Source organism: Tepidimonas sp. (assembly GCF_036825565.1).
GTDB lineage: Bacteria > Pseudomonadota > Gammaproteobacteria > Burkholderiales > Burkholderiaceae_C > Tepidimonas.
Genome location: NZ_DAISXZ010000013.1, coordinates 1 through 24,463, shown reverse-complemented (window position 1 = coordinate 24,463; position 24,463 = coordinate 1). Strand labels below are relative to the sequence as shown.

Sequence of the window (24,463 nt, the reverse complement as noted above, 5' to 3'; positions counted from 1 at the left end):
TTCTGGCCTCCATGGAGCCGAAGCTCCATGACGGCACGCACGCTGACTGCGTCGCCCCGCCCGGGACGGATGGGCGGGCGCTGTCGCCGGTGGTCACGGTAGCGGAGTCGGAGGGGTTGACCCTGATGCTGCCCGAGTCCCAGGCCCTGCAGGCCGGATACCCGGTGCCGTTCCGCATCGGCGTGAGCTGCAATGTGGTGGCCGGGGCCTTCCACGACCACCTCTTTGTGCCGGTGGAGCGGGCCAATGCCGCACTGTCGGCTCTGCGCGCGCTTCAGCAGGAGGCGCCAGCACGCCGCCCGGCTTGACGCGGGTGACGCGCTCAAGGGGCCAGCCGCTCCCGAACCCACCGCCCGCTCTCCAGCCGGTAGCGCAGCCGGTCGTGCAGGCGGCTTTTGCGGCCCTGCCAAAACTCCCAGGCGTCCGGTTTGAGGCGAAAGCCGCCCCAGTGCGGCGGCCGAGGCGGGTTCATTAAAAATTGCGCGGCATATTTGGCGGCGTTGGCCAACAGCACGCCGCGGCCGTCGATTACCTGACTCTGAGGGCTGGCCCAGGCGCCGATGCGGCTGTCCAAGGGGCGGCTGGCGTAGTAGGCGTCGCTTTCCTCGGCGCCGACCTTCTCGACCACGCCCTCGATGCGTACTACGCGCTCCAACTCCACCCAGTGGAACTGCAGCGCCGCGTAGGGGTTGCCGGCCAGCTCGCGGCCCTTGCGGCTGTCGTAGTTGGTGTACCAGACGATGCCGCGCTTGTCGTAGCCCTTGATGAGTACCACGCGGGTGCTCGGCCGCAGGTCGCTGCCGACGGTGGCCAGTGTCATGGCATTGGGCTCGGGCAGTTCGGCGCGGATGGCCTCGTGCAGCCATTGGTCGAACTGCCGCAGCGGATCGGCGTGCGAGGCGTCCTCGCTCAGCTCGGCCTTTTCGTAGCTCTTGCGCATGTCGGCGATGTTCATGGCGGCAGTATGGCACGGCAGATCCCATGGATGGCGGCTTTGGGATGGCGCTGTGGTGGCCCGACGGCGGCCGGTGGGTTGGCCAGGTTGGTCGCCGTTTGACGGCCTTCTGTGCGGTCTCGGGGGGATAATCCGCCCCATGAGTGCCCCCAACCCCCATGCCGCCGAGCCCCACGACTGGATCGACGTCGATGCGCTGACGCGCCGCGGCGATGGCCTGTCGGGGGTGTTTGCCCTGATCCGCCTGCCCCGCGTGCTGGCCGACGCCCCCGATCTGCCCGGGCAGGCGCAGGAGGCCGTCCGCTGGCGCGTGCATGCCGAATGGCGCGATCCGCCGCCGGCGGTGGCGGCGGCCGTGCGTGCGCTGGCCGGTGGGCGGCGCGCGGCGGTGCCGCGGCAGTTGTGGTTGCATCTGCAGGCCGAGGGTCGGGTGCCGCTGGTTTGTCAGCGCTGTCTGGAGCCGTACTGGCAGCCGGTGATGGTGGATCGCTGGTTCCGCTTCGTCGCCAACGAGGCCGCGGCCGAGGCGGAAGACGAAACCTGCGAGGAAGATTTGCTGGTGCTGGATGGCCCCCGCTACCCCTTGCTGGAGCTGGTGGAGGAGGAGCTGCTGCTGGCCGCGCCGTTGGTGCCGCTGCACGAGGTGTGCCCGCGCCCCCTGCCGCTGGCGGTGGGCGATGTCTTGGGGGCGGACGGGCAGGCCGCGGCCCCCGCGTCGCCCGCATCGCGTCCGAATCCCTTCGAGGTGCTGGCGACCCTGAAGGCAGGGCGCCGCCCCTGAGCGAAGGGGACGGCCCGCCTGCGGCGGTTGTGTCTGCAAGGACTGTCCGGGTATAATGCAGGATTTTCTTAGGCAGCACCCGTATTCCAGGAACCGATCATGGCCGTTCAGCAAAACAAGAAGTCGCCGTCCAAGCGCGGCATGCACCGCTCGCACAATGCGCTGTCGGCGCCGGGCATCGCCGTCGAGCCCACCACGGGCGAGACGCACCTGCGTCACCACATCAGCCCCAACGGCTTTTACCGCGGCCGCCAGGTGCTCAAGAACAAGTCCGAGGCTTGATCTCCACGGCGGATATGGGCGGCGCGGCGTCTTGCGTGCGGTCGCCTGAAGCTGCCGTGATTCGGATCGCCGTCGATTGCATGGGGGGGGATCACGGCCCCTCCGTGACCCTGACGGCCTGCGCGGCCTTCTTGGCGGCTCACCCCGAGGCGCGCCTGCTTCTGGTGGGGCGACGCGAAGCGCTGTCCGCGCTGCCGCCAGGGCTGGATGCCAGCCGTTGTACCGTCGTGCCCGCGGCGGAGGTTGTCGAGATGGACGACCCCGTCGAGGTCGCTCTGCGTCGCAAGAAAGACTCGTCCATGCGCGCGGCTATCGCGCAGGTCAAGGACGGGGCGGCGGATGTGGCGGTTTCGGCCGGCAACACCGGGGCGCTGATGGCCATCGCGCGCTATGTGCTCAAGACGCTGGATGGCATCGACCGCCCGGCGATCGCCACCCAAATGCCCAACGCGGCCGGCGGTGCGACCACCGTGCTGGATCTGGGGGCCAACGTCGATTGCACCGCGGAGCATTTGCTGCAGTTTGCCGTCATGGGCTCGGCCCTGGTCGCCGCCAACGGCCGCGAAAACCCGAGTGTGGGCCTGCTCAACATCGGTGAAGAGGTCATCAAGGGCAACGACGTCATCAAGCGCGCAGGCCAGTTGTTGCGCGAGGCGGCCGCCCGCGGCGACCTCAATTTTCACGGCAACGTCGAGGGCAACGACATTTTCAAGGGCACCACGGACATCGTCGTCTGCGACGGCTTCGTGGGCAATGTCGCGCTCAAGGCGAGCGAAGGCCTGGCCAGCATGATCGGGGCCTTCCTGAGCGAGGAGTTTGGGCGCGGCTGGCATTCGCGGTTGGCGGCGCTGGTGGCGTGGCCGGTGCTTGCGCGCTTCAAGCGCCGCGTGGACCACCGCCGTTACAACGGGGCGGCGTTGCTCGGCCTGCGCGGACTGGTCTTCAAGAGCCACGGTTCGGCCGATGCGTTTGCCTTCGAGCAGGCGCTGCGGCGCGCGTATGATGCGGCCGAGGCTCGGCTGCTCGAGCGCGTGCAGAGCCGCATCGCCCGGGCGGCGCCCCTGATGGCGACGCCGTCGGGCGAGTCGCCGGCCGCCATCTCCCTCTGAGCGGGCGCCCCGTCGTCCATTGCCAGGAATCTGATCGCCGATGAGTCTGTACGCCCGCATCACCGGGACGGGCAGCCACCTGCCCGACAAGCGCCTGACCAACCACGACATGACGGCCCTGCTCGCCGCGCGAGGGCTCGAGACCAGCGACGCCTGGATAGTCGAGCGCACCGGCATCCGGGCGCGCCATTTCGTCGCCGACGGCGAAATGGCCAGCGACCTGGCGCTGCAGGCGAGCCTGAAGGCGCTGGCCGCCGCCGGCCGCCAGCCGCACGAGGTGGACCTGATCGTCGTGGCGACCTCGACGCCGGACATGGTCTTTCCGTCCACGGCCACGATCCTGCAACGCAAGCTGCACGAGGCGGCGCAGGCCGCCGGTGCGCAAGGGCCGATCGGCGCCGCGGCGTTCGACGTGCAGGCCGTATGCACCGGCTTCATCTACGCGCTGACGGTGGCCGACGCGCTGATCCGCACCGGCAGCGCGCGCTGCGCGCTGGTCGTGGGGGCGGAGGTGTTCTCGCGAATCCTCGACTTCGACGACCGCACCACCTGCGTGCTGTTCGGCGACGGCGCCGGTGCGGTGGTGCTGGAAGCGACCGAGCACGGCGGCGACGGCCCCGGCGTGCTCGCCACCGACATCCATGCCGATGGCCGCCACACCGGCATTCTGTGCGTGCCGGGCACGCTGGCCGGTGGCCAGGTGCTGGGCGAGCCGCTGCTGCGCATGGACGGGCAGGCGGTGTTCAAGCTGGCGGTCGGTGTGCTGGAGGAAACGGCTCGCACCACGCTGGGCAAGGCCGGCAAGATCGAGGCCGATGTCGATTGGCTGATTCCGCACCAGGCCAACATCCGCATCATGCAGAGCACGGCGCGCAAACTCAAACTTCCGCTGGAGCGGGTCGTCGTCACCGTCGATGAGCACGGCAACACCTCGGCGGCGTCTATTCCGCTGGCGTTGGACCACGCGGTGCGCGCCGGGCAGGTGCGCCCGGGGCAGTTGCTGTTGCTGGAAGGGGTGGGCGGCGGCTTCACTTGGGGCTCGGCGCTGGTGCGCTACTGACGACACAACACGCGGGAGCATTCGCAAAATGACGACGTTCGCATTCGTGTTTCCGGGCCAAGGCTCGCAATCGGTGGGCATGCTCGACGCCTGGGGTGACCACCCGGTGGTGCGCGCCACGCTGCAGGAAGCCTCCGACGCGCTCGGCGAGGACCTGGGCCGCCTGATCCACGAGGGGCCCAAGGAGGCGCTGGCGCTGACCACCAACACGCAGCCGGTGATGCTGGTGGCCGGTGTTGCCGCCTGGCGCGTGTGGAAGGCCGAGGGCGGGGCGGACCCCATCGCCGTGGCCGGCCATTCGCTGGGCGAGTACTCGGCGCTCGTGGCGGCCGGGGCTTTGACGCTGGCGCAGGCGGCGCCGCTGGTGCGGCTGCGCGCGCAGGCCATGCAGCAGGCCGTGCCCGTGGGGGCTGGCGCGATGGCGGCCATCCTGGGGCTGGACGCCGAGGCGGTGCGCGCTGGCTGCGCCGAGGCGCAAGCCGCGTTTGCGCCGGACAGCGGTGAGGTCGTCGAGGCGGTCAACTTCAACGACCCGGCGCAGACCGTCATCGCCGGCTCCAAGGCCGCGGTGGACAAGGCCTGCGAGGTGCTCAAGGCGCGCGGTGCCAAGCGTGCGCTGCCGCTGCCGGTGTCGGCGCCGTTTCACTCCAGCCTGATGCGCCCGGCGGCGGAGGCGCTGCGCGCGGCGCTGGCCGCGGTGGCCATCCAGACGCCGGTGATTCCGGTCGTCAACAACATCGACGTCGCGGTCGAGACCGATCCGGTGCGCATCCGCGACGCGCTGGTGCGCCAGGCCGCCGGCCCCGTGCGCTGGGTGGAGTGCGTGCAGGCGCTGCGCGCGCGCGGCGCGCAGGCCATCGTCGAGTGCGGCCCCGGCAAGGTGCTGGCCGGGCTGACCAAGCGCATCGCGCCCGAGCTGCAGGCCGCCACCCTCTTCGACCCCGCGACGCTGGCCGAAGTGCGAGCCCTGCTGGCGGGCTGATCCGTGCGCCGCTGGCCATCCCATCGAACACGCAGGAGGAAATCGACCCATGTCTGAACCGGTTTTCGCGGGCCAGGTGGCCCTGGTCACGGGCGCGTCGCGCGGCATTGGCGCGGCCATTGCGCGCGAGCTGGCCGGCCGTGGCGTGCGCGTCGTCGGCACCGCGACCAGCGAGGAAGGCGCCCAGCGCATCACGCAGGCGCTCGCCGGCTTCGAGGGCTGCCGCGGCGCGTGCCTGGACGTCAACGACGCTCCCGCCGCCGAGGGGCTGGTGGACGCCCTGGTCAAAGAGCACGGGGCGCTGCACATTTTGGTCAACAACGCTGGCATCACGCGCGACATGCTGGCCATGCGCCTCAAAGACGAGGACTGGGATGCGGTGCTCGACACCAACCTGAAGGCGGTGTTCCGCCTGTGCCGCGCCGCCATCCGCCCGATGATGAAGCAGCGCTACGGCCGCATCGTCAACATCACCAGCGTCGTCGGCGCCTCGGGCAATCCTGGGCAGGCCAACTATGCAGCGGCCAAGGCCGGGGTAGCGGGCATGACGCGCGCCCTGGCGCGCGAGCTGGGCAGCCGGCGCATCACGGTCAACTGCGTGGCGCCGGGCTTCATCGAAACCGACATGACCGCCAGCCTCCCGCCGGAGCAACAGCAGGCGTTGCTGGCGCAGATTCCGCTGGGCCATCTGGGCAAACCGGCCGACGTGGCGCATGCGGTGGCCTTTTTGGCCAGCCCGCAGGCCGGGTACATCACCGGTCAAGAACTGCACGTCAACGGCGGCATGTTCATGGCCTGACCACCGTCCGATCGCCGGCTGGTGGGCCCGCAGCGGCGGGGCCGCTACAATGCCGGGGCTGTTTTCAACCACCCGCAGAGGGAACTATGAGCGACATCGAAGCACGTGTGAAGAAGATCATTGCCGAGCAACTCGGCGTGGAGGAGAGCCAGGTCACCCCCGAGAAGGCATTCGTCGCCGATCTGGGTGCCGACTCTCTCGACACCGTGGAGCTGGTGATGGCCCTCGAAGACGAGTTCGGCATCGAGATTCCCGACGAGGACGCCGAGAAGATCACCACCGTGCAGCAGGCGATCGACTACGCTAAGGCGCACCAGAAGGCCTGATTCCCCATGAGCCGCCGCCGTGTCGTCGTGACCGGCTTGGGCTGCGTCGGTCCCGTGGGCAACACGGTGGAGGCGGCCTGGGCCAATCTGCTCGCGGGTCGCTCGGGCATCGACCGCATCACCAAGTTCGATGCCAGCGCCTTCGCCTGCCAGATCGCCGGTGAGGTCAAGAACTTCGACCTCGAGTCCTACATCGCGCCCAAGGAGGCGCGGACGATGGACACCTTCATCCACTACGGCATCGCCGCCGCGGCCCAGGCCGTGGCCGACGCGGGTCTGCCGGTGGGCGAGGCGCTGTCCGAGGACGAAGCTTGTCGCATCGGTTGCGTGATCGGCTCGGGCATCGGCGGCCTGCCGCTCATCGAGGCGACGCACACGGAACTCACCAACCGCGGGCCGCGCCGCATTTCGCCGTTCTTCGTGCCCGCCTCCATCATCAATATGGTGGCCGGCCACGTGTCCATGCGCTACGGCTTCAAAGGCCCCAACCTGGCGGTCGTCACCGCCTGCACCACCGGCCTGCACTGCATCGGCGAAGCGGGGCGCATGATCGAGTATGGGGATGCGGACGTCGTCATCGCCGGCGGGACGGAATCGACGGTTTCCCCGCTGGGCATCGGCGGCTTTGCCGCGATGCGGGCCTTGTCCACCCGCAACGACGATCCGCAGGCCGCCTCGCGCCCGTTCGACAAGGATCGCGACGGCTTCGTGCTGGGTGAGGGGGCCGGCGTGTTGGTGTTGGAGGAGTACGAGCACGCCAAGGCGCGCGGCGCCAAGATCTATGCCGAGCTGGTCGGCTACGGCATGAGCGCCGATGCGGGTCACATGACCGCCCCCAACATGGACGGTCCCCGGCGCGCCATGCTCAACGCCCTGCGCAACGCCGGCGTGAATGCGGACCAGGTGGATTACCTCAACGCGCACGGCACCTCCACCCCGCTGGGTGACGTCAACGAGACCAACGCCATCAAGGCGGCGCTGGGCGATCATGCCCGCCGCATGGTCGTCAGCTCCACCAAGTCGATGACCGGCCACCTGCTGGGCGGCGCGGGCGGGCTGGAGAGCGTCTTTACCGTCCTCGCCGTGTATCACCAGAAGATTCCGCCTACCATCAACCTGGTCGAGGCGGATGCCGAATGCGACCTGGACTACTGCGCCAACACGGCGCGGGATGCCCGCATCGACGTGGCGCTGAAGAACAACTTCGGCTTCGGCGGCACCAACGGCACGCTGGTCTTCAAGCGCGTCTGATCCCCATGGCCTGCACTGGGGCAGCCGGCATCCGCTACCCGGCCGGCTCTGCCCAACTGGACAGATGGGCCACCGCCATCGGCGTGTCGAGTGGCGTGGCAGTGCTGGGCCAGTGGGCCTGGACGCAGCCCGATCTGCCCGCGGCATGGTGGGGGCTGGCGGCCGGAGTGCTGGCCACCACCCTGTGGGCTGTCTGGGGCCTGCGCCATACCCGGTACGGCGAGTTGGCGTGGCAGCCTGCGCCCAGCCCCGACAGTATTCGGGGCGGCGCATGGCGCTGGTTCGGCGCGGCGCGGCCGTCCGGGGTGCCCTTGCTTAACGTGCGCATCGCATGGGACGGCACCCATGTGGTGCTGCTGGAGGGCCGAGCGCCCGATGGGCAGCGCCTGTGGCTGTGGTGCCAGCGGGCGGCCGCTGGCGACGATCCTGCGGACTGGCTGACCTTGCGCCGGACCTTGGCGGCCACGGCCGACCCCGAGGGGCGATCGGGTATATTCGGGCGCGCCGCGCCGACGCCATGATGGACGAACCCCGCCGCTTCCCCGACGCCGACGCCGCGCTCGTGCAGCGCGCGATCGCTGGCGACCAACAGGCGTTCGAACTGCTGGTCATCAAATACCAGCGCCGGGTCGAACGCCTGATCGGGCGCCTCGTGCGCGACACCGACCTCGTCCCCGACTTGGCGCAGGAGACCTTCATTCGCGCCTACCGGGCGCTGGGGCAGTTTCGGGGCGATGCGCAGTTCTACACCTGGCTGTACCGCATCGCCGTCAACACCGCCAAGAAGGCACTGCAGGAGCTCAAGCGCGATCCGCTGGTGCCCATGAGCGCGCTGCACAACGGCGACGATGGCGATGAAACTTCCGCCCTGGAGCAGGAACTAACCGCGCAGGTGGCCGATACCGAAACCCCGGACGCGGTGCTGGCGAGCAAGGAGATTGCCCAGGCGGTGCAGGCGGCGGTGGATGCCCTGCCGACCGAGCTGGCCCAGGCGATCACGCTGCGCGAAATCGACGGTCTCAGTTACGAGGAGATCGCGCAGGCGCTCGACTGCCCGATCGGGACGGTGCGCTCGCGCATCTTCCGTGCCCGGGAGGCGATTTCGGCGCGCATCAAACCCATGCTGGAGCGCCAGTCCGGCAAGCGTTGGTAGCGTGCCTGTGCAGGGTCACCAGATTGGATGTCCGACCATGAAGCCTGTAGCCCTATCGAACGATCCGTCCGCCGCCGACGCCGCGCGGCGGGAATGGCTGTCGGCGCTGTTCGACGGCGAATGCGGGCCGTCGCAGGCGCAGACCGCGCTCGACGGGGCCGACGCCGGCGCCGACCGGGCGGCGTGGGATGCGTACCGTTGCATCGGGGATGCCCTGCGCGCCCGGGCGGGCAGCGCCGAGGGCGGCGCGGACCCTGCCTTCGTGCGCGCCGTGATGGCGCGCGTGGCGGCCGAGCCCGTGCCGCTGCGCAGTGAGGCGACGCCGGTCGTGGCCGACCCGCGGCCGGTCGCGGCCAACGATGCCGTTTTCCGCTGGAAGATGGTGGCGGGTGTGGCCGCGCTGGCCGCCGTGGTGGCCGTCGCATGGCAGGTGGGTGCGGTGCCAGGGGCGGTCGAGACCGCGCCGCGCATGGCCCAGGCCGAGCCGCCCCAGACCGTGACCGTCAGCCTGCCGAGCGCCCCCACTCCGGCGGCGAGCGTGGTGGTGCGCGATCCCCAGCTCGAAGAACTGATGGCCGCGCACCGCCAGTGGGGCGGGGCGTCGGCGCTGCAGACCAGCGCCGGTTTTCTGCGGGCGGCCAGCTACGACGTGCCGGCGCGCTGAAGCGGGGTGAAACGGTCCATGACGATGCGAGACGCGTACCCCACCCGCTGGGGCCAACGCTGGGCGGGTCGGGTGGCGGCGGCCGCTTTGGGCTTGTCCGTGCTCACGGTCGGGGTGCAGACTGCCCATGCCGCGATCCCCGAGCCCGCGGGCGACATCCAGGCCTGGATCGAGCGGCTGCACGACGCCACGCGCAACCGCGCTTACAGCGGGACGTTCGTCGTCACGCGCGGCAGCGAAATCGCGGCGGCGCGTATCGCGCACGTCTGCGATGGGCGGCAGCAGATCGAGCGCATCGAAGCGCTCAACGGGCCGGCGCGCATCACCTGGCGCCGGGACGACGAGGTCATGACCCTGCTGCCGGACAAGCAGTGGGCGGTGCGCGATCGGCGCGAGCTGCTGCGTCTGTTCCCGGGGCCGGTGCGGGTGCCGGGCATCGAGGTCGCGGGCTTTTACCGCGCGGAGGTGCGCGGCAGCGAACGGCTGGCCGGCTTCGATGCCTGGGTGGTGGAATTCCAGCCCCGCGATGCGCTGCGCTACGGCTACCGCATCTGGTCCGAGAAGCGCACCGGCCTCGTGCTCAAACTGCAGACGCTGAAGGCCGACGGCGAGGTGCTGGAGCAGGTCGCGTTCACGGAGCTGCAGCTCGATGCGCCGTTGCGGCTGGAGGTGATGGCGCGACAGATGGACGACACGCGGGGCTACCGCATCGAGCGCCCGACACTGCGCAAAACCACACCGGAGGCCGAGGGCTGGCGCCTGAAGACCGAGGTGCCCGGGTTCCGCCCCGTCACCTGCTGGGCCCGGGCCGAGGAGCCGGCGCGGGCGCGGCCGCCGCTGCAGTGCGTCTATTCGGACGGGCTGGCGTCGGTGTCGCTGTTCTTCTCGGCGGCCGACGGGCCCCCGGTGCACCGCACCCAGGCGGGGGCCACGCATGTGCTGTCGCAGCGGGTGGGCGGCTATGCGGTCACCGCGCTGGGCGAAGTGCCGCTGGCCACGCTGGAACGTTTTTTGGGCGCGCTCGAGCGCACGCGATGAGCCGTCCGCGGAACCGGCCCCGCACAGCGGCCGGGACCCTTGTATCCGACGAGGATTCCTCATGATGAACCGATCCGAACCTTCCGTGGCGGCAGGGATGCCGCAGCGGCGCCGTTCCGTGGCGCTGGCGGGTGTGTCGCTGGTGGCGGCCGTGGCCCTGCTGTGGGGCGCTGCGCAGCATGTCGTCGGTGCCCAGCCGGCGGCGGGGGCTGCCGCACCGGCCAGCACGTCGGCGGCCGCGCCACGCCTGACCGGGTTGCCAGATTTCACCGTGCTGGTCGATGAGGTCGGCCCGTCGGTCGTCAACATCCGCACGGTCGAGCGCGTGCAGCCCCGCGAGTCGGACCCGGCTGCGCCGGACGAGGACATGCGCGAGTTTTTCCGCCGCTTTGGCATTCCGCTGCCCCCCGGCGCGCTGCCGCGCGGGCCCCAGCGCCCCGACCGGGGGCCGGAGCAGCGCCAGCGCGGGGTCGGCTCCGGCTTCGTCTACAGCGCCGACGGCTTCGTGATGACCAATGCGCACGTCGTCGACGGGGCGGACGAGGTGATCGTCACGCTGCCCGACAAGCGCGAGTTCAAGGCGCGCGTGGTCGGCGCCGACAAGCGCACCGACGTGGCGCTGGTCAAGATCGACGCCACGGGCTTGAAGCCCGTGCGCATCGGCGACGTCGAGCGGCTCAAGGTCGGCGAGTGGGTGATGGCGATCGGCTCGCCGTTCGGGCTGGACAATACCGTCACCGCCGGCATCGTCAGTGCCAAGCAGCGCGAGACCGGCGACTTCCTGCCGTTCATCCAGACCGACGTGGCGATCAACCCCGGCAACTCCGGCGGGCCGCTGATCAACATGCGCGGCGAGGTGGTCGGCATCAACAGCCAGATCTACTCGCGCTCGGGTGGCTTCATGGGCATCAGTTTCGCCATCCCGATCGACGAGGCGGTGCGCGTGGCCGAGCAGCTCAAGGCCAACGGCAAGGTCACGCGCGGGCGCATCGGCGTGGCCATCGAGCCGGTGGACAAGGAGCTGGCCGAGTCGCTTGGTCTGCCGCGGCCGGGCGGGGCGCTGGTGCGCGGGGTGGAGGACGGCTCGCCCGCGGCCAAGGCCGGCATCGAGCCGGGCGACATCATCCTGCGCTTCGACGGCAAGGCGATCGAGAAGTCGGCGGATCTGCCGCGCATCGTCGGCAACACCAAGCCGGGCACCCGTGCCACGGTGGAGGTGTGGCGGCGTGGAGCGAGCAAGACCCTCACCGTTACCGTGGGCACGTTCGAGGACGAATCGGCCGCCGCTTCCGCGACCGAGGAGCCCAAGACCGCCAAGGCCGGCCCGCTGGGCTTGACCGTGCGCGAGCTGACCGCCGCCGAGCGGCGCGAGCTGAAGGTGGCCGGTGGCGTGCGCGTCGCCGAGGTGGCCGGTCCGGCCGCGACGGCGGGCCTGCGGCCGGGTGATGTCATCGTCGGGCTGGGCAACCAGACCATCGCCAGCGTGCGCGAATTCGAGCGGGCGGTGGCCGAGTGGCCCAAGGGCCGGCCGGTGAGCCTGCTCATCCGCCGCGGCGACTGGGCGCAGTGGGTGCTGGTGCGGCCCTAAGCGGCGCCTTCCGCGGCCACGGCCGTACAACGCCTACAATCGCGGCTTTGAACCGATCGGGCGCGCTGCTTGGGGAGCGCGCCCTTTTTCTGTGGCCATGAAGCACATCCGCAACTTTTCCATCATCGCGCACATCGACCACGGCAAGAGTACGCTGGCCGACCGCCTGATCGCGCGCTGCGGGGGCTTGAGCGAGCGCGAGATGACCGAGCAGGTGCTCGACTCCATGGATCTGGAGAAGGAGCGCGGCATCACGATCAAGGCACAGACCGCTGCGCTGCAGTACACCGCGCGCGACGGGCAGGTCTACAACCTGAATCTGATCGACACGCCCGGTCACGTGGACTTCTCGTACGAGGTGAGCCGCTCGCTGTCGGCCTGCGAAGGTGCGTTGCTGGTGGTCGACGCCAGCCAGGGCGTCGAGGCGCAGACGGTGGCCAACTGCTACACCGCGCTGGACCTGGGGGTCGAGGTGCTGCCGGTCCTCAACAAGATGGACCTGCCGCAGGCCGACCCCGAGCGCGCCCAGCAGGAGATCGAGGACGTCATCGGCATCGATGCCTCCGAGGCCATCCCCTGCTCGGCCAAGACCGGCATGGGCATCGACGACATTCTGGAGGCGGTGGTGGCCAAGATCCCGCCACCGCATGGCCATCCGGACGGCCCGTTGCGGGCCATGATCATCGACTCGTGGTTCGACAACTATGTCGGCGTGGTGATGCTGGTGCGGGTGGTGGATGGCTGCCTCAACCGGGGTGACCGCATCCGGTTGATGGCCACGGGCGCGCAGTACCCGTGCGAGAAGGTGGGCGTCTTCACCCCCGCCAACCAGCCGCGCGAGCGCCTGCAGGCGGGCGAGGTGGGCTACGTCATTGCCGGCATCAAAGAGCTGAAGTCGGCCAAGGTGGGTGACACCATCACCTCGTACAAGACCGCGAGCGGTGCCAATCTGGCCGCGGCCACCGAGCCGCTGCCCGGCTTCAAGGAGGTACAGCCGCAGGTGTTTGCCGGGCTGTACCCCACCGAGGCGAGCGAATACGACCAGTTGCGCGACGCGCTGGAAAAGCTCCAGCTCAACGACGCGTCCCTGCACTTCGAGCCGGAAGTGTCGCAGGCGCTGGGCTTTGGCTTTCGCTGCGGCTTTTTGGGCCTGCTGCACATGGAAATCGTGCAGGAGCGGCTCGAGCGCGAGTTCGACCAGGACCTGATCACGACCGCGCCGAGCGTGGTGTACCAGGTGGTCAAGGGCGATGGCGAGGTGCTGATGGTGGAAAACCCCTCGCGCATGCCCGAGCCGAGCAAGATTCAGGAGATCCGCGAGCCCATCGTCACCGTGCACATCTACCTGCCGCAGGACTATGTGGGCCCGGTGATGACGCTGTGCAACGGCAAGCGCGGCGTGCAGCTCAACATGGCCTACCACGGCAAGCAGGTCATGTTGACCTACGACCTGCCGTTGGCCGAGATCGTACTGGACTTCTTCGACAAGCTCAAATCCGTCAGCCGCGGCTACGCGTCGATGGACTACGAGTTCAAGGAGTACCGCCCCTCGGATGTGGTGAAGGTGGATATCCTGCTCAATGGCGAGAAGGTGGATGCGCTGTCGATGATCGTGCACCGCAGCCAGTCGCAGTCGCGCGCGCGCGCGGTGGTCAGCAAGATGCGTGAAATCATCAGCCGCCAGCAGTTCGACGTCGCCATCCAGGCCGCCATCGGCGCCAACATCATCGCGCGCGAGACCGTCAAGGCGCTGCGCAAGAACGTGCTGGCCAAGTGCTACGGCGGCGACATCACCCGCAAGCGCAAGCTGCTGGAAAAGCAAAAGGCCGGCAAGAAGCGCATGAAGCAGATCGGCACCGTCGAGGTGCCGCAGGAGGCGTTCCTCGCCATCCTGCAGGTGGAGGAGTCATGAACGACCAGACCATGGGCGCCCTGACGGGCGTCGTCCTGGCGGCATTCGCCGGCTACGGCGTCGCTTGGTATGTGGGGGCCATCGATGGCAACTTCGCGCTGCTGCTGTTGTTGGCCGTGGTGGTGACGGGCGCCTACTGGGTGGCCGAGCGCTGGGTGTTTCTGCCGCGCCGGCGCGCTGCTGCCGAGCGCGCCGTGGCCGAGGCCCGCCGCCGCCGCGAAGAGTCGGCCCGCCAGGGCATCACCGCCGATCACGGTGACCTGGAGGCCCTGCGGCGCCAGTTCCTGGCCCAGCCCTGGTGGCTGGACTGGACGGCGGGGCTGTTCCCCGTCATCCTGGCGGTGTTTTTGTTGCGCTCGTTTTTGTTCGAGCCGTTCAAGATCCCTTCCGGCTCCATGATCCCGACGCTGCGCGTGGGCGACCTGATCCTGGTCAACAAGTACCACTACGGCATCCGCTTGCCGGTGGTCAATACCAGGGTCGTGGACAACCACAGCCCGCAGCGCGGCGATGTGATCGTCTTTCGCTACCCGCCCCAGCCCAGCCTGGACTACATCAAACGCGTCGTCGGCGTGCCGGGTGACGAGGTGGCGTATCTGAACAAGCGGCTGTTCATCAACGGGCAGCCGGTGCCGCGCACCGCCGAGACAGACTTTTACGATGCCGAGGCGATGCGCTACCGCAAGCAGTTCGTCGAGGAGATCGGCGGGCGGCGGGTGCACACCCTGCTGGACGACGAGCGGCCGGCCTTCATCCCGGTGGCGGCCGATTTTCCGGGGCGCGAGCACTGCCGCTACACCGTCGAGGGCGTGACCTGCCGTGTGCCCGAGGGGCACTACTTCGTCATGGGCGACAACCGCGACAATTCGCTCGACTCGCGCTACTGGGGCTTCGTGCCGGAACGCAACATCGTCGGCAAGGCGGTGTTCGTGTGGATGAACTTCGGCGACCTGCGGCGCATCGGCGCGTTCGAATGAACGCACCCGGTTCGATTGGCGCTATCATGGCTCCGATCGTCGCCAAGGGCGGCGTTTGACTTCTGCACGGGGGTGAGCATGAAGCGGGGTCAGCTCGGGGTGACCGTCATCGGGATGGTGTTTTTCGGGATCGTGGCGGCACTGCTGATCGTGCTGGCGGCCAAGGTCGTCCCGACGGTCACGGAATACCTGGCTATCCAAAAGGCCGTCAACCGCGCCGCGCTAAGCGGCACCACCGTCACCGAGATCCGCAACGCCTTCGAGCGCGCCAAGACCGCCGATTACTTCGAGGCCGTCAGCGGCAAGGATCTCGAGATCAGCAAGGACGGTGACCGCATCGTCGTCGAGTTTGCCTACGACAAGGAAATCCACCTCTTCGGCCCGGCGTATCTACTGCTCAAGTACCGGGGCCGCAATTCGTGATCCATGACTGATTCTTTGGCGCCGGGGCTGGAGGCGCTGCAGCGCCGTTTGGGGCACCGCTTCCGCCAACCCGATTTGCTCGTGCGGGCGTTGACGCACCGCAGTTATTCGGCCGACCACTACGAGCGGCTGGAGTTTTTGGGCGATGCCGTGCTCGGCTTGGCGGTGTCCACGCTGCTCGTCGAGCGCCTGCCGCAGCAGGCGGAGGGCGAGCTGTCGCGCGCGCGCGCCAGCCTCGTGCGGCAAGATGCCCTGCACCGCATCGCGCTGGACCTTGGCCTGCCGGCTCTGCTGCGCCTGGGCGAGGGCGAGCAGCGCTCGGGCGGGCGCGAGCGGGCCTCCATCCTGGCCGATGCGGCCGAGGCGGTGCTGGGCGCCCTGTATCTGGATGCGGGTTTCGAGGCGGCGCAGGCCGTGGCCCGCCGCTGGTACGAGGGCGTCGAGCTGCGGCCGGGCCTGGGCAAGGACGCCAAGACGGCGTTGCAGGAGTGGCTGCAGGCCCGCCGTCGGCCGCTGCCCGTCTACGAGGTGGTCGCCATTCACGGGGAGGCGCATGCCCAGACCTTCGAGGTGGCGTGCCGCGTCGAGGGCGCGGCGCCCACCACCGGGCGGGGGGCCTCGCGCCGCGCGGCCGAGCAGGCCGCCGCTGCCGTGATGTTGGACCATCTACACACCCACGGCCTGTCCAGCCGAGTCCTCCAGCCATGACACCACCGCCCCCCGGCGCGCCATCTGCGCCATCCGCGCCCCCCGACGACGACCTCGAGGCCATGCTGGCGCGCGCCTTGGGCCGGGCCACCGACGTCCCCGCTGCAGCGGCGGCGGCCGACCCGGCACCCGGTCCTGCGGCTGCGCCGACCGGCCCGCAGCGCTGCGGATTCATCGCCATCGTGGGCAAGCCCAACGTGGGCAAGTCCACGCTGCTCAATGCCCTGGTGGGCCACAAGGTCAGCATCACCTCGCGCAAGGCGCAGACCACCCGCCACCGCATCACCGGCATCCGCACCGAGGGGGCGACGCAGTTCGTCTTCGTGGACACGCCGGGTTTTCAGACCCGGCACGGCAACGCGCTCAATCGCGCGCTCAACAAGACCGTGCTCGGCGCGGTGGCCGATGTGGACCTGCTGCTGTTCGTGGTCGAGGCGGGGCGCTTCGACCTGGCGGACGCCAAAGTGCTGGCGCTGCTGCCCCCCGGCGTGCCGGTGATCCTGGTGGCCAACAAGCTGGACCGCGTGCACCGCCGCGTGGAGATCGCGCCCTGGCTGCGCAGCATGCAGGACCGGCACCCGTTTGCCGAGTTCTTCCCCATGTGCGCCAAGCAGCCGCGCGATGTGCAGCGCCTGCTGGCGCTGTGCGAGCGCTATCTGCCCGAGCAGCCGTGGCTGTACGACGCGGACGACCTCACCGACCGCAGCGAGCGTTTTCTGGCCGGCGAGCTGGTGCGCGAAAAGCTCTTTCGCCTGACCGGGGACGAACTGCCCTACACCTCGACGGTCGTCGTGGACCGCTTCGAGCAGGAGGGTGAACTGCGCCGCATCGCCGCCACCATCATCGTCGAGCGCGAGGGCCACAAGGGCATGGTCATCGGCGAGGGGGGCGAGCGCCTCAAGCGCATCGGCACCGAGGCGCGCCAGGAGCTGGAGCGCCTGTGGGGCGGCAAGGTGTTCCTGGAGTTGTGGGTCAAGGTGCGCTCGGGCTGGTCCGACGACGAGGCCCGGGTGCGCGCCTACGGTTACGAGTGACGTGGTCACACGCCAGCGGGTGCGGGTGCACGACGAGCCCGCCTTCGTGCTCCACCACCACGACTGGAGCGAGTCCAGCCTGATCCTGGAGCTGTTTACCCGCCACCACGGCCGCGTGGTGCTGGTGGGCAAGGGGGTCAAGCGGCCCACGTCGCAGTTTCGCGCCGTGCTGCTGCCCCTGGTGCCGTTGCGCGTCGATTGGTCGGGCGAGGCGGAGGTGCGCACCCTCAAGGCCGCGCAGTATGCCGGTGGCCATGTGATGCCGGCGGGCGATGCGCTGCTGGCGGGCTACTACCTGAACGAGCTGATGCTGCGCCTCATGGCGCGCGACGATCCCCACCCCGCACTCTTCGACCCCTATGCCGCAGCGGTGCAGGCCCTGGCCCACGGGGCCGACGTGGCGGTGACGCTGCGCGCCTTCGAGCTGCTGCTGCTGCGCGAGTTGGGCTGGTTGCCCCATCTGGCGCAGGAGGGGCTGCGCCTGCTGCCGCTGGAGGCGGCACAACCCTACCGCCTGCAGCCGGAGGCGGGCCTGCAGCCCAGCGGGCCGGACGATGCCGGCGCCCTGTTCGGTGCGCACTGGCAGGCGGTGCAGGCCGCGCTGGACGCGCCCGAGCCTTGGTCCGCCCTCTCGGCACTGGCGCCGACCCTGGGTGCGACGGCGATGCGCGTCGGCCTCGCCGGCCTGCTGCACTACCATAGTGGGGTGCGGTCCTTTCGGACCCGCGAGCTCATGCGGGCGATGCGCCGCATCGGGCCGCGTCCCACCCCGCCGCTGAACGACCCTTCGCCATGAGCCACCCCCCCGCCCCCGGTGCATCCCGCACGGCGCTGTCCGTCAACGTCAATAAGGTGGCGCTGCTGCGCAACAGCCGCCACCTGGGCATCCCCAGCGTGACACGGGCGGCGACGCTGTGTTTGCAGGCCGGTGCCGATGGCATCACCGTGCACCCCCGCCCGGACGAGCGGCACATCCGCTGGCACGACGTGTTCGATCTGGCGCGCCTGCTGCGCGACTGGCCTGACCGCGAATACAACATCGAGGGCAACCCTTTCCACAACCTGCTCGACGTCGCGCGCGAGGTGGTGCAGCAGGGCCTACCGCTGCACCAGCTTACTTTCGTGCCAGATGCGGTGGACCAGTTCACCAGCGACCACGGTTGGCGCTTTCCCGAGGATGCGCAGCGGCTGCGGTCCGTGGTCGCGCAGGCGCAGGCGCTGGGCGCGCGTGTGAGCCTGTTCATGGACCCCGATCCCACCCTGATGGCTGGCGCCCGAGCCGTGGGGGCCGACCGCGTGGAGCTCTACACCGAACCCTACGCCGCCGCCTGGCCCCACGCCATCGAGCGCGCCGCCCAGTTGCAGCGCTACCGCGACGCCGCCGTGGCTGCCCAGGCAGTTGGGTTGGGCGTCAACGCGGGGCACGACCTCAACCGCGACAACCTGACTGACTTTCTGCGCGCCGTGCCGGGCGTGGCCGAGGTTTCCATCGGCCACGCCCTGATCGCCGATGCGCTGGAGCTGGGCTACGCCGCCACCGTGCAGGACTACCGGCGCTGCATCGCGGCTGCTGAGGCCTGAGCCCATGATCTATGGCGTGGGGACCGATCTGTGCGATGTGCGCCGCATCGCAGCCGCCCTGGAGCGGCACGGCGATCGCTTTGCGCAGCGCGTGCTGGCCGAGGGCGAGTTGGCCCTGTGGCACGAGCGCCGCGCGCGCTGGACCGAGCGGGGCGTGCGCTTCGTGGCGACGCGCTTTTCCGCCAAGGAGGCGTTCAGCAAGGCCATCGGCCTGGGTCTGCGCGCGCCCATGACTTGGCGCGACTGCGAGGTGATCCGGCGACCGAGCGGTCAGCCTGCCTTCCGCCTGCATGGGGCGCTGCTGGCGTGGTGCACCGAGCGGCGATTGCGCGCCCACCTGAGCGTGACCGACGAATCCGACTATGCCGCCAGCTTCGTGGTGGTGGAGCAAGACCCATGACCCTGCATGCCCCACTCGTCATCGACGTCGCCGGCACCCGCCTGACCGATGCCGACCGTGCCCGCCTGAGCCACCCGCTGGTCGGCGGAGTGATCCTGTTCGCGCGCAATTGGCGCGATCGGGCGCAGTTGCGGCGTCTGTGTGCCCAGATCAAGCGGGTGCGCCGCGACCTGCTCATCGCCGTGGACCACGAGGGCGGGCGCGTGCAGCGTTTTCGCACCGATGGCTTCACCCACCTGCCGTCGATGCGCGACTTCGGCCGCCTATGGCGCGAGGCGCCCGAGACGCGCCCCGGCGAGGCCGCGCTGGCCGCCTGCAATGCGGCGACGGCCGCGGGCTATGTGCTCGGCGCGGAGCTGCGTGCCTGTGGCGTGGACTTGAGTTTTACGCCGGTGCTGGACCTGGATTACGGGCGCAGCGAGGTGATTGGCGACCGCGCCTTCGACGGCGATGCCCGCGTCGTGGCGGCGCTGGCGCAGGCCCTAATGCACGGCCTGCGCCTGGTCGGCATGGCCAACTGCGGCAAGCACTTTCCCGGCCACGGCTGGGCCGAGGCGGACTCACATGTGGACTTGCCGGTGGACGATCGGCCGCTGGAGGCGATTCTGACCGACGACGCCGCGCCCTACGGGTGGCTGAGTGCGTCGCTGGCGGCGGTGATGCCCGCGCACGTCGTGTACCCGCAGGTGGATGCGCGGCCGGCGGGATTCTCGCGCCGCTGGCTCCGCGACATCCTGCGCGAGGGGCTGGGTTTTACCGGTGCCGTGTTCAGCGACGACCTCAGCATGGCCGGTGCGCGCGTGCTGGACGGCCGGGACGTCACCCCCACGGAGGCGGCGCTGGCCGCGCTGGAGGCCGGCTGCGACCTGGTGCTGCTGTGCAACCAGAGCACCGTGGGCGGCGGCGAGCCGATCGACGACCTGATCGAGGGCCTGAGCCGTGCCCTCATCGAGGGCCGCTGGGTGCCGGACGAGACCGCCGACGCCCGCCGGCGCGCGCTGCTGCCCACGGACCCCGCGCCGGACTGGGACGCCTTGATGGCCGATCCCCGCTACCAGCACGCGCTGGAACTGCTGCCCTGACGGACCGTGCTCGCCGGGGCGGCCACCGCCTCAGGCCGGGACCGGATCGGCCCGGGACCCGCCCGCTGGACGGGCACAGACGACGCGGTTGCGCCCACCGGCCTTGGCCTCGTACATGGCCGCGTCGGCCCGGCGCAGCAGGTCCGACAGCGTGGTGTCGCCGTCCGTCGCCATCGCCAGACCGACGCTGTTGGTCGGGCGGATGGTTTCGCCCGGCAGCGAGATGGCCAGCGCCGCGGTGGCCGAGCGCAGCCGCTCGGCCAGATCGCGCGCCTGGGCGAGCTGGGTGTCGGGCAGCACGAGCGCGAACTCCTCTCCGCCCAGGCGGCCAAAGCAATCGCCCGCGCGCACATGCTGCGCACAGGTTCCGACCACCGCCACCAGCACCTCGTCGCCGCCCAGGTGCCCGTGCTGGTCGTTGATGCGTTTGAAGTGGTCCAGGTCGATGATCAGCAGCGCCAGCGGCTCGCCGCTGCGGTGGCGCTGCTGGAGCAGCCGCGTGCCGGTCTCCAGCAGATAGCGGCGGTTGATGAGCCCGGTCAGCGCGTCGCGTGTGGCCTGCGAATGCAACTCCTGGATGAGCTGCTCGTTGCGCTGGCGCAGCTCGATCGCCTCGGTGGTTGCCGCGTTGATCTGCCGACCCACCAGCACCATCAGCGCGCAGAAGCTGATCCCGAATAGGCTCAGGCCGAGGTTGAATCCGCTCGGCTCCAGCAGCGGCGGCGCGATCAGGGCCAGCACCGGAAACGTCATGTCCAGCCAAAGCAGGCGCAGGTGCGCGTTGGACATGGACACCGTCAGCGAGATCAGGCCGACGTGCACCAGCATCACGAACATGAGGTTGCCGAAATCGCCCGGCTGCCACGCCCAAACCACCAGCGATGACCAGGCCAGCATGTGCGCACCGTGCGCCAGCGCGATGCGGTTGGCCCAGCGGCGCTCCTCACTCGGCGGTGGGTCGGCCCGTTTGAAGCGCCGGTACACCCACAGATAGTGCGCGATGATGAGCAGCTCGAGCACCAGCCAGCCCAACGCCCACGATACGGGTACCCAGTGCGACAGCAGCAGCGCCGCGATGACCGCCAACACCGGCGCCACATACCGGTCGTTGCGATGCACATCCACGTACAGGTGCAACTGGGCCAGCCGCACACGGGCACGCTGATCGGCGATCATCCGAGGGTCTCGGTGCGAGGAGGCAAGGGGCGACACTGCGGCGTCAGGCCACGGCGTCGGCGCTCTGGCGCTGCAGCATCGCCAGCACGTTGGCCACGGTGCCGCGCAGCTCGCGCCGGTCGCAGATGAAGTCCACTGCGCCCTTGCTCTGCAGAAACTCCGCGCGCTGGAAGCCCTCCGGCAGCTTGACGCGCACGGTGTTTTCGATCACGCGCGGGCCGGCAAAGCCGATGAGCGCCTTGGGCTCGGCGATGACCACGTCGCCCATGAAGGCGAAGCCCGCCGACACGCCGCCCATGGTGGGGTCGGTGAGCACGCTGACGTAGGGCAGGCGCTTCTTGGCCAGCCGGGTCAGCGCTGCGTTGGTCTTGGCCATTTGCATCAGGGACAGCAGCCCCTCCTGCATGCGCGCACCGCCGGTGGCGGTGAAGCAGATGAACGGCACCTTCTGCTCGATGGCGTTTTCAACGCCGCGCACGAAGCGCTCGCCGACTACCGAGCCCATCGAGCCGCCCATGAAGTCGAACTCGAAGCACGCCACCACCACCGGCAGGGTGTGCACCGCGCCGCCCATCACGATCAGGGCATCGGTCTCGCCGGTGGCCTCCAGCGCCTCCTTCAGGCGCTCGGGGTACTTGCGGCTGTCCTTGAACTTCAGCGCGTCGACTGGTAGCACCTCCTGCCCGATCTCGTAGCGGCCCTCGGGGTCGAGGAAGGCGTCCAGCCGCGCGCGCGCACCGATGCGGTGGTGGTGCGCGCAATGCGGGCAGACGTTGAGGTTCTTCTCGAGGTCGGTCTTGTAGAGCACGGCCTCGCAGCTCGGGCACTTGATCCACAGACCCTCGGGGATGCTGCGCCGCTGGGCGCCCGCCGGGGCGATCTTGGGCGGCAGCAGTTTTTCCAGCCAGGACATGGCAACTCCTTGCAATGGCGGCGCGGCAGGCCCGCAGGGCCCACCGCGCCGGGGCGAGGGCGATTATGCGACAGCCGCGGCGGACCGGGCGGGCAGGGCGTCCAGTGCCGCGCGGATCTCGCGCAGAAAGGCCGCGGCGACCTCGGGCGCACGCTCGGGTGGTTCGTTCTCGATCAGCTGGATGAGGCGGGTGCCGATCACCACCGCATCGGCGCTGCGGCCCACGGCCTGGGCGCTGGCCGCATCGCGGATGCCGAAGCCGACCCCCACCGGGATGGACACATGCGCGCGAATGCGCGGCAGCATCGCCTCCACCGCGGCGGTGTCCAGGTGGCCGGCCCCGGTGACGCCCTTGAGCGAGACGTAGTACACATAGCCGCTGGCCAGCCGGCCGACCTGCGCCATGCGCGCATCGGTGCTGGTGGGCGCGAGCAGAAAGATCAGGTCCAGCCCGTGCGCGCGCAGGGTGGCGGCAAAGGCCTCGCACTCCTCGGGCGGGTAGTCCACCACCAGCACGCCGTCCACGCCCGCGGCGGCGGCCTCGCGCGCGAAGCTGCCGGCGCCGTGCCGGTGTTCCCAGGCCTCGATGGGGTTGGCGTAGCCCATCAGCACCACGGGCGTGGTGGCGTCGCGGGTACGGAAGTCGCGCACCATCTGCAGCACCTGCGCCAAGCCCACGCCTGCGGCCAGCGCGCGCTCGCCGGCGCGCTGGATCACGGGGCCGTCGGCCATCGGGTCCGAAAATGGCACGCCCAGCTCGATCACGTCGGCCCCGGCGGTCACCAGGGCGTGCATCAGCCCGGGCGTCGCATCGGGTTGCGGAAAACCCGCGGTGACGAAGGGGATCAACGCCCGGCGGCCCTGGGCGCGCAGGCGGTCGAAGGTGGCGGCAAGGCGGTGCGGGCTCATCGGGCGGCTCCCGGCGTCAGGGTGAGGGGCTGCTCGGCGGTCTTGACGGTCTGGCCCCGGCAGCTCGGGCGGCAGTAGAAATCCGCCTGCGACAAGTCGGCCACGGTGCCGATGTCCTTGTCGCCGCGTCCGGACAGGTTGACCAGCAGCGACTGGTCGGGGCGCATCGTCGGTGCCAGCTTCATGGCGTAGGCCACGGCATGGCTGGACTCCAGCGCGGGGATGATACCTTCGGTGCGGCACAGGCGGTGGAAGGCCTCCAGCGCCTCGCCGTCGGTGACGCCCACGTATTCGGCGCGGCCGCTGTCCTTCAGCCAGGCGTGCTCGGGGCCGACGCCGGGGTAGTCCAGGCCGGCGCTGACGGAGTGCGTCTCGGTGATCTGGCCATCGGCGTTTTGCAGCACGTAGGTGCGGTTGCCGTGCAGCACGCCGGGCACGCCGCGCTGCAGCGAGGCGGCGTGGCGGCCGCTGTCCAGGCCGCTGCCGGCCGCTTCCACGCCGATCAGGCGCACCCGCTCGTGGGGGATGTAGGGGTAGAAGATGCCCATCGCGTTGCTGCCGCCGCCGACGCAGGCTATCACCGCGTCCGGTTGGGCCTGCGCGCCGTTGCCGGGCAGGCCCAGGTCGGCCAGCATCTCCGGCATCTGGCGCAGGCATTCCTCGCCGATCACGCTCTGGAAGTCGCGCACCATCATCGGGTAGGGGTGCGGCCCGGCGACGGTGCCGATGATGTAAAAGGTGTTTTCGACGTTCGTGACCCAGTCGCGCAGCGCTTCGTTGAGCGCGTCCTTGAGCGTCTTGCTGCCGGACTCCACCGGCACCACGGTGGCACCGAGCAGCTTCATGCGGTAGACGTTGGGGCTTTGGCGCTTGACGTCCTCGCTGCCCATGTAGACCACGCATTCCAGCCCGTAGCGCGCGCAGATGGTGGCGGTGGCCACGCCGTGCTGGCCGGCGCCGGTCTCGGCGATCACGCGCGGCTTGCCCATGCGCCGCGCCAGCATCGCCTGGCCGATGACGTTGTTGATCTTGTGCGCGCCGGTGTGGTTGAGATCCTCGCGCTTGAGGAAGATCTGCGCCCCGCCCAGCTCGCGGCTCAGGCGCTGCGCGTGGTAGATGGGCGAGGGGCGGCCGACGAAGTGGGCCAGCTCGTAGCGGAATTCGCGCTGGAAGTCGGGGTCCTGGCGGTAGCGGTCGTAGGCGGTGCGCAGCTCGGCGATGGCGTGCGTCAGCGTCTCGCTGACGAAGCTGCCGCCGTACGGGCCGAAGTGGCCCTGGGCGTCGGGATAGGCGTAAGCGGACATGGGGCTCCAATCCTGGGGGCGGACGGCAACCCGCGCGCGGCGGGGCCCGTCAGGGG

At 70.0% G+C, this 24,463-nt stretch carries 28 protein-coding genes; 23 read left to right on the top strand and 5 right to left on the bottom strand.

Going from position 1 to position 24,463, the window contains the following annotated elements; genetic code table 11:
- Positions 1 to 2 precede the first annotated feature (2 nt).
- On the top strand, positions 3 to 308 hold the full coding sequence (locus tag V7026_RS03485; RefSeq protein WP_334153908.1) for an ACT domain-containing protein: 306 nt from the start codon (positions 3 to 5) through the stop codon (positions 306 to 308).
- 14 nt (positions 309 to 322) lie between these two features.
- Here V7026_RS03485 and pdxH read toward each other — a convergent pair whose 3' ends face one another.
- The gene (gene pdxH, locus V7026_RS03480) at positions 323 to 955 is read right to left on the bottom strand and encodes a pyridoxamine 5'-phosphate oxidase (protein WP_334153894.1); all 633 of its coding nucleotides are present in this window, start codon (positions 953 to 955) and stop codon (positions 323 to 325) included.
- Between the two features lie 139 nt (positions 956 to 1,094).
- Between pdxH and V7026_RS03475 the strand changes: the two genes are divergently transcribed.
- From V7026_RS03475 to nagZ, 22 genes are all read left to right on the top strand, one after another.
- Entirely contained in the window at positions 1,095 to 1,736 is a 642-nt protein-coding gene (locus V7026_RS03475; protein ID WP_334153893.1) for a YceD family protein, read from the top strand.
- 99 nt (positions 1,737 to 1,835) lie between these two features.
- Positions 1,836 to 2,018: a 50S ribosomal protein L32 gene (gene rpmF, locus V7026_RS03470; RefSeq protein WP_068606675.1), complete on the top strand. Its 183-nt coding sequence runs from the start codon at positions 1,836 to 1,838 to the stop codon at positions 2,016 to 2,018.
- A 56-nt stretch (positions 2,019 to 2,074) separates the two neighbouring features.
- Entirely contained in the window at positions 2,075 to 3,127 is a 1,053-nt protein-coding gene (gene plsX, locus V7026_RS03465) for a phosphate acyltransferase PlsX (protein ID WP_334153892.1), read from the top strand.
- Positions 3,128 to 3,167: 40 nt separating this feature from the next.
- Positions 3,168 to 4,187 (top strand): beta-ketoacyl-ACP synthase III, encoded by a 1,020-nt coding sequence (locus V7026_RS03460; protein ID WP_334153891.1) that lies wholly within the window; start codon positions 3,168 to 3,170, stop codon positions 4,185 to 4,187.
- Between the two features lie 28 nt (positions 4,188 to 4,215).
- Positions 4,216 to 5,169, top strand: a complete 954-nt coding sequence (gene fabD, locus V7026_RS03455) for an ACP S-malonyltransferase (RefSeq protein WP_334153890.1) — start codon at positions 4,216 to 4,218, stop codon at positions 5,167 to 5,169.
- 49 nt (positions 5,170 to 5,218) lie between these two features.
- Complete coding sequence (gene fabG, locus V7026_RS03450) at positions 5,219 to 5,968, top strand: 3-oxoacyl-ACP reductase FabG (protein ID WP_334153889.1); 750 nt, start codon at positions 5,219 to 5,221, stop codon at positions 5,966 to 5,968.
- An 86-nt stretch (positions 5,969 to 6,054) separates the two neighbouring features.
- A complete protein-coding gene (gene acpP, locus V7026_RS03445; protein ID WP_068606668.1) occupies positions 6,055 to 6,294 on the top strand; it encodes an acyl carrier protein in 240 nt (79 codons plus the stop codon).
- A 6-nt stretch (positions 6,295 to 6,300) separates the two neighbouring features.
- Positions 6,301 to 7,545, top strand: a complete 1,245-nt coding sequence (gene fabF, locus V7026_RS03440) for a beta-ketoacyl-ACP synthase II (RefSeq protein WP_334153888.1) — start codon at positions 6,301 to 6,303, stop codon at positions 7,543 to 7,545.
- Positions 7,546 to 7,550: 5 nt separating this feature from the next.
- Positions 7,551 to 8,066 (top strand): hypothetical protein, encoded by a 516-nt coding sequence (locus tag V7026_RS03435; protein WP_334153887.1) that lies wholly within the window; start codon positions 7,551 to 7,553, stop codon positions 8,064 to 8,066.
- Positions 8,063 to 8,698 (top strand): RNA polymerase sigma factor RpoE, encoded by a 636-nt coding sequence (rpoE, locus tag V7026_RS03430; RefSeq protein ID WP_334153886.1) that lies wholly within the window; start codon positions 8,063 to 8,065, stop codon positions 8,696 to 8,698. The genes V7026_RS03435 and rpoE overlap by 4 nt, the downstream gene beginning before the upstream one ends.
- Before the next feature lie 37 nt (positions 8,699 to 8,735).
- Positions 8,736 to 9,362: an RseA family anti-sigma factor gene (locus tag V7026_RS03425; RefSeq protein WP_334153885.1), complete on the top strand. Its 627-nt coding sequence runs from the start codon at positions 8,736 to 8,738 to the stop codon at positions 9,360 to 9,362.
- Positions 9,363 to 9,380: 18 nt separating this feature from the next.
- Complete coding sequence (locus V7026_RS03420; protein WP_334153884.1) at positions 9,381 to 10,400, top strand: MucB/RseB C-terminal domain-containing protein; 1,020 nt, start codon at positions 9,381 to 9,383, stop codon at positions 10,398 to 10,400.
- A 97-nt stretch (positions 10,401 to 10,497) separates the two neighbouring features.
- On the top strand, positions 10,498 to 11,988 hold the full coding sequence (locus V7026_RS03415; protein ID WP_443082311.1) for a DegQ family serine endoprotease: 1,491 nt from the start codon (positions 10,498 to 10,500) through the stop codon (positions 11,986 to 11,988).
- 97 nt (positions 11,989 to 12,085) lie between these two features.
- Positions 12,086 to 13,900, top strand: a complete 1,815-nt coding sequence (gene lepA, locus V7026_RS03410) for a translation elongation factor 4 (protein WP_334153882.1) — start codon at positions 12,086 to 12,088, stop codon at positions 13,898 to 13,900.
- An 11-nt stretch (positions 13,901 to 13,911) separates the two neighbouring features.
- Complete coding sequence (lepB, locus tag V7026_RS03405) at positions 13,912 to 14,877, top strand: signal peptidase I (RefSeq protein ID WP_334153907.1); 966 nt, start codon at positions 13,912 to 13,914, stop codon at positions 14,875 to 14,877.
- 78 nt (positions 14,878 to 14,955) lie between these two features.
- The gene (locus V7026_RS03400; RefSeq protein ID WP_334153906.1) at positions 14,956 to 15,300 is read left to right on the top strand and encodes a DUF4845 domain-containing protein; all 345 of its coding nucleotides are present in this window, start codon (positions 14,956 to 14,958) and stop codon (positions 15,298 to 15,300) included.
- Between the two features lie 15 nt (positions 15,301 to 15,315).
- The gene (gene rnc / locus V7026_RS03395; RefSeq protein WP_185974494.1) at positions 15,316 to 16,008 is read left to right on the top strand and encodes a ribonuclease III; all 693 of its coding nucleotides are present in this window, start codon (positions 15,316 to 15,318) and stop codon (positions 16,006 to 16,008) included.
- The gene (gene era / locus V7026_RS03390; RefSeq protein WP_334153881.1) at positions 16,005 to 17,042 is read left to right on the top strand and encodes a GTPase Era; all 1,038 of its coding nucleotides are present in this window, start codon (positions 16,005 to 16,007) and stop codon (positions 17,040 to 17,042) included. Before rnc ends, era begins: the two co-directional genes overlap by 4 nt.
- A 1-nt stretch (position 17,043) precedes the next feature.
- The gene (recO, locus tag V7026_RS03385; protein ID WP_334153880.1) at positions 17,044 to 17,838 is read left to right on the top strand and encodes a DNA repair protein RecO; all 795 of its coding nucleotides are present in this window, start codon (positions 17,044 to 17,046) and stop codon (positions 17,836 to 17,838) included.
- Complete coding sequence (locus tag V7026_RS03380; protein ID WP_334153879.1) at positions 17,835 to 18,623, top strand: pyridoxine 5'-phosphate synthase; 789 nt, start codon at positions 17,835 to 17,837, stop codon at positions 18,621 to 18,623. Before recO ends, V7026_RS03380 begins: the two co-directional genes overlap by 4 nt.
- A gap of 4 nt (positions 18,624 to 18,627) precedes the next feature.
- Positions 18,628 to 19,023 (top strand): holo-ACP synthase, encoded by a 396-nt coding sequence (acpS, locus tag V7026_RS03375; RefSeq protein WP_334153878.1) that lies wholly within the window; start codon positions 18,628 to 18,630, stop codon positions 19,021 to 19,023.
- Positions 19,020 to 20,105, top strand: coding sequence for a beta-N-acetylhexosaminidase (gene nagZ, locus V7026_RS03370; RefSeq protein WP_334153877.1), 1,086 nt, complete (start codon positions 19,020 to 19,022; stop codon positions 20,103 to 20,105). Before acpS ends, nagZ begins: the two co-directional genes overlap by 4 nt.
- 30 nt (positions 20,106 to 20,135) lie before the next feature.
- Here nagZ and V7026_RS03365 read toward each other — a convergent pair whose 3' ends face one another.
- The 4 genes from V7026_RS03365 to trpB all read right to left on the bottom strand — a co-directional run bounded on the left by V7026_RS03365 (position 20,136) and on the right by trpB (position 24,407).
- Entirely contained in the window at positions 20,136 to 21,281 is a 1,146-nt protein-coding gene (locus V7026_RS03365) for a GGDEF domain-containing protein (protein WP_334153876.1), read from the bottom strand.
- Positions 21,282 to 21,324: 43 nt separating this feature from the next.
- A complete protein-coding gene (gene accD / locus V7026_RS03360) occupies positions 21,325 to 22,194 on the bottom strand; it encodes an acetyl-CoA carboxylase, carboxyltransferase subunit beta (RefSeq protein ID WP_334153875.1) in 870 nt (289 codons plus the stop codon).
- Positions 22,195 to 22,257: 63 nt separating this feature from the next.
- On the bottom strand, positions 22,258 to 23,103 hold the full coding sequence (gene trpA / locus V7026_RS03355; RefSeq protein WP_334153874.1) for a tryptophan synthase subunit alpha: 846 nt from the start codon (positions 23,101 to 23,103) through the stop codon (positions 22,258 to 22,260).
- Positions 23,100 to 24,407: a tryptophan synthase subunit beta gene (gene trpB / locus V7026_RS03350; RefSeq protein WP_334153873.1), complete on the bottom strand. Its 1,308-nt coding sequence runs from the start codon at positions 24,405 to 24,407 to the stop codon at positions 23,100 to 23,102. The genes trpA and trpB overlap by 4 nt, the downstream gene beginning before the upstream one ends.
- Positions 24,408 to 24,463 lie beyond the last annotated feature (56 nt).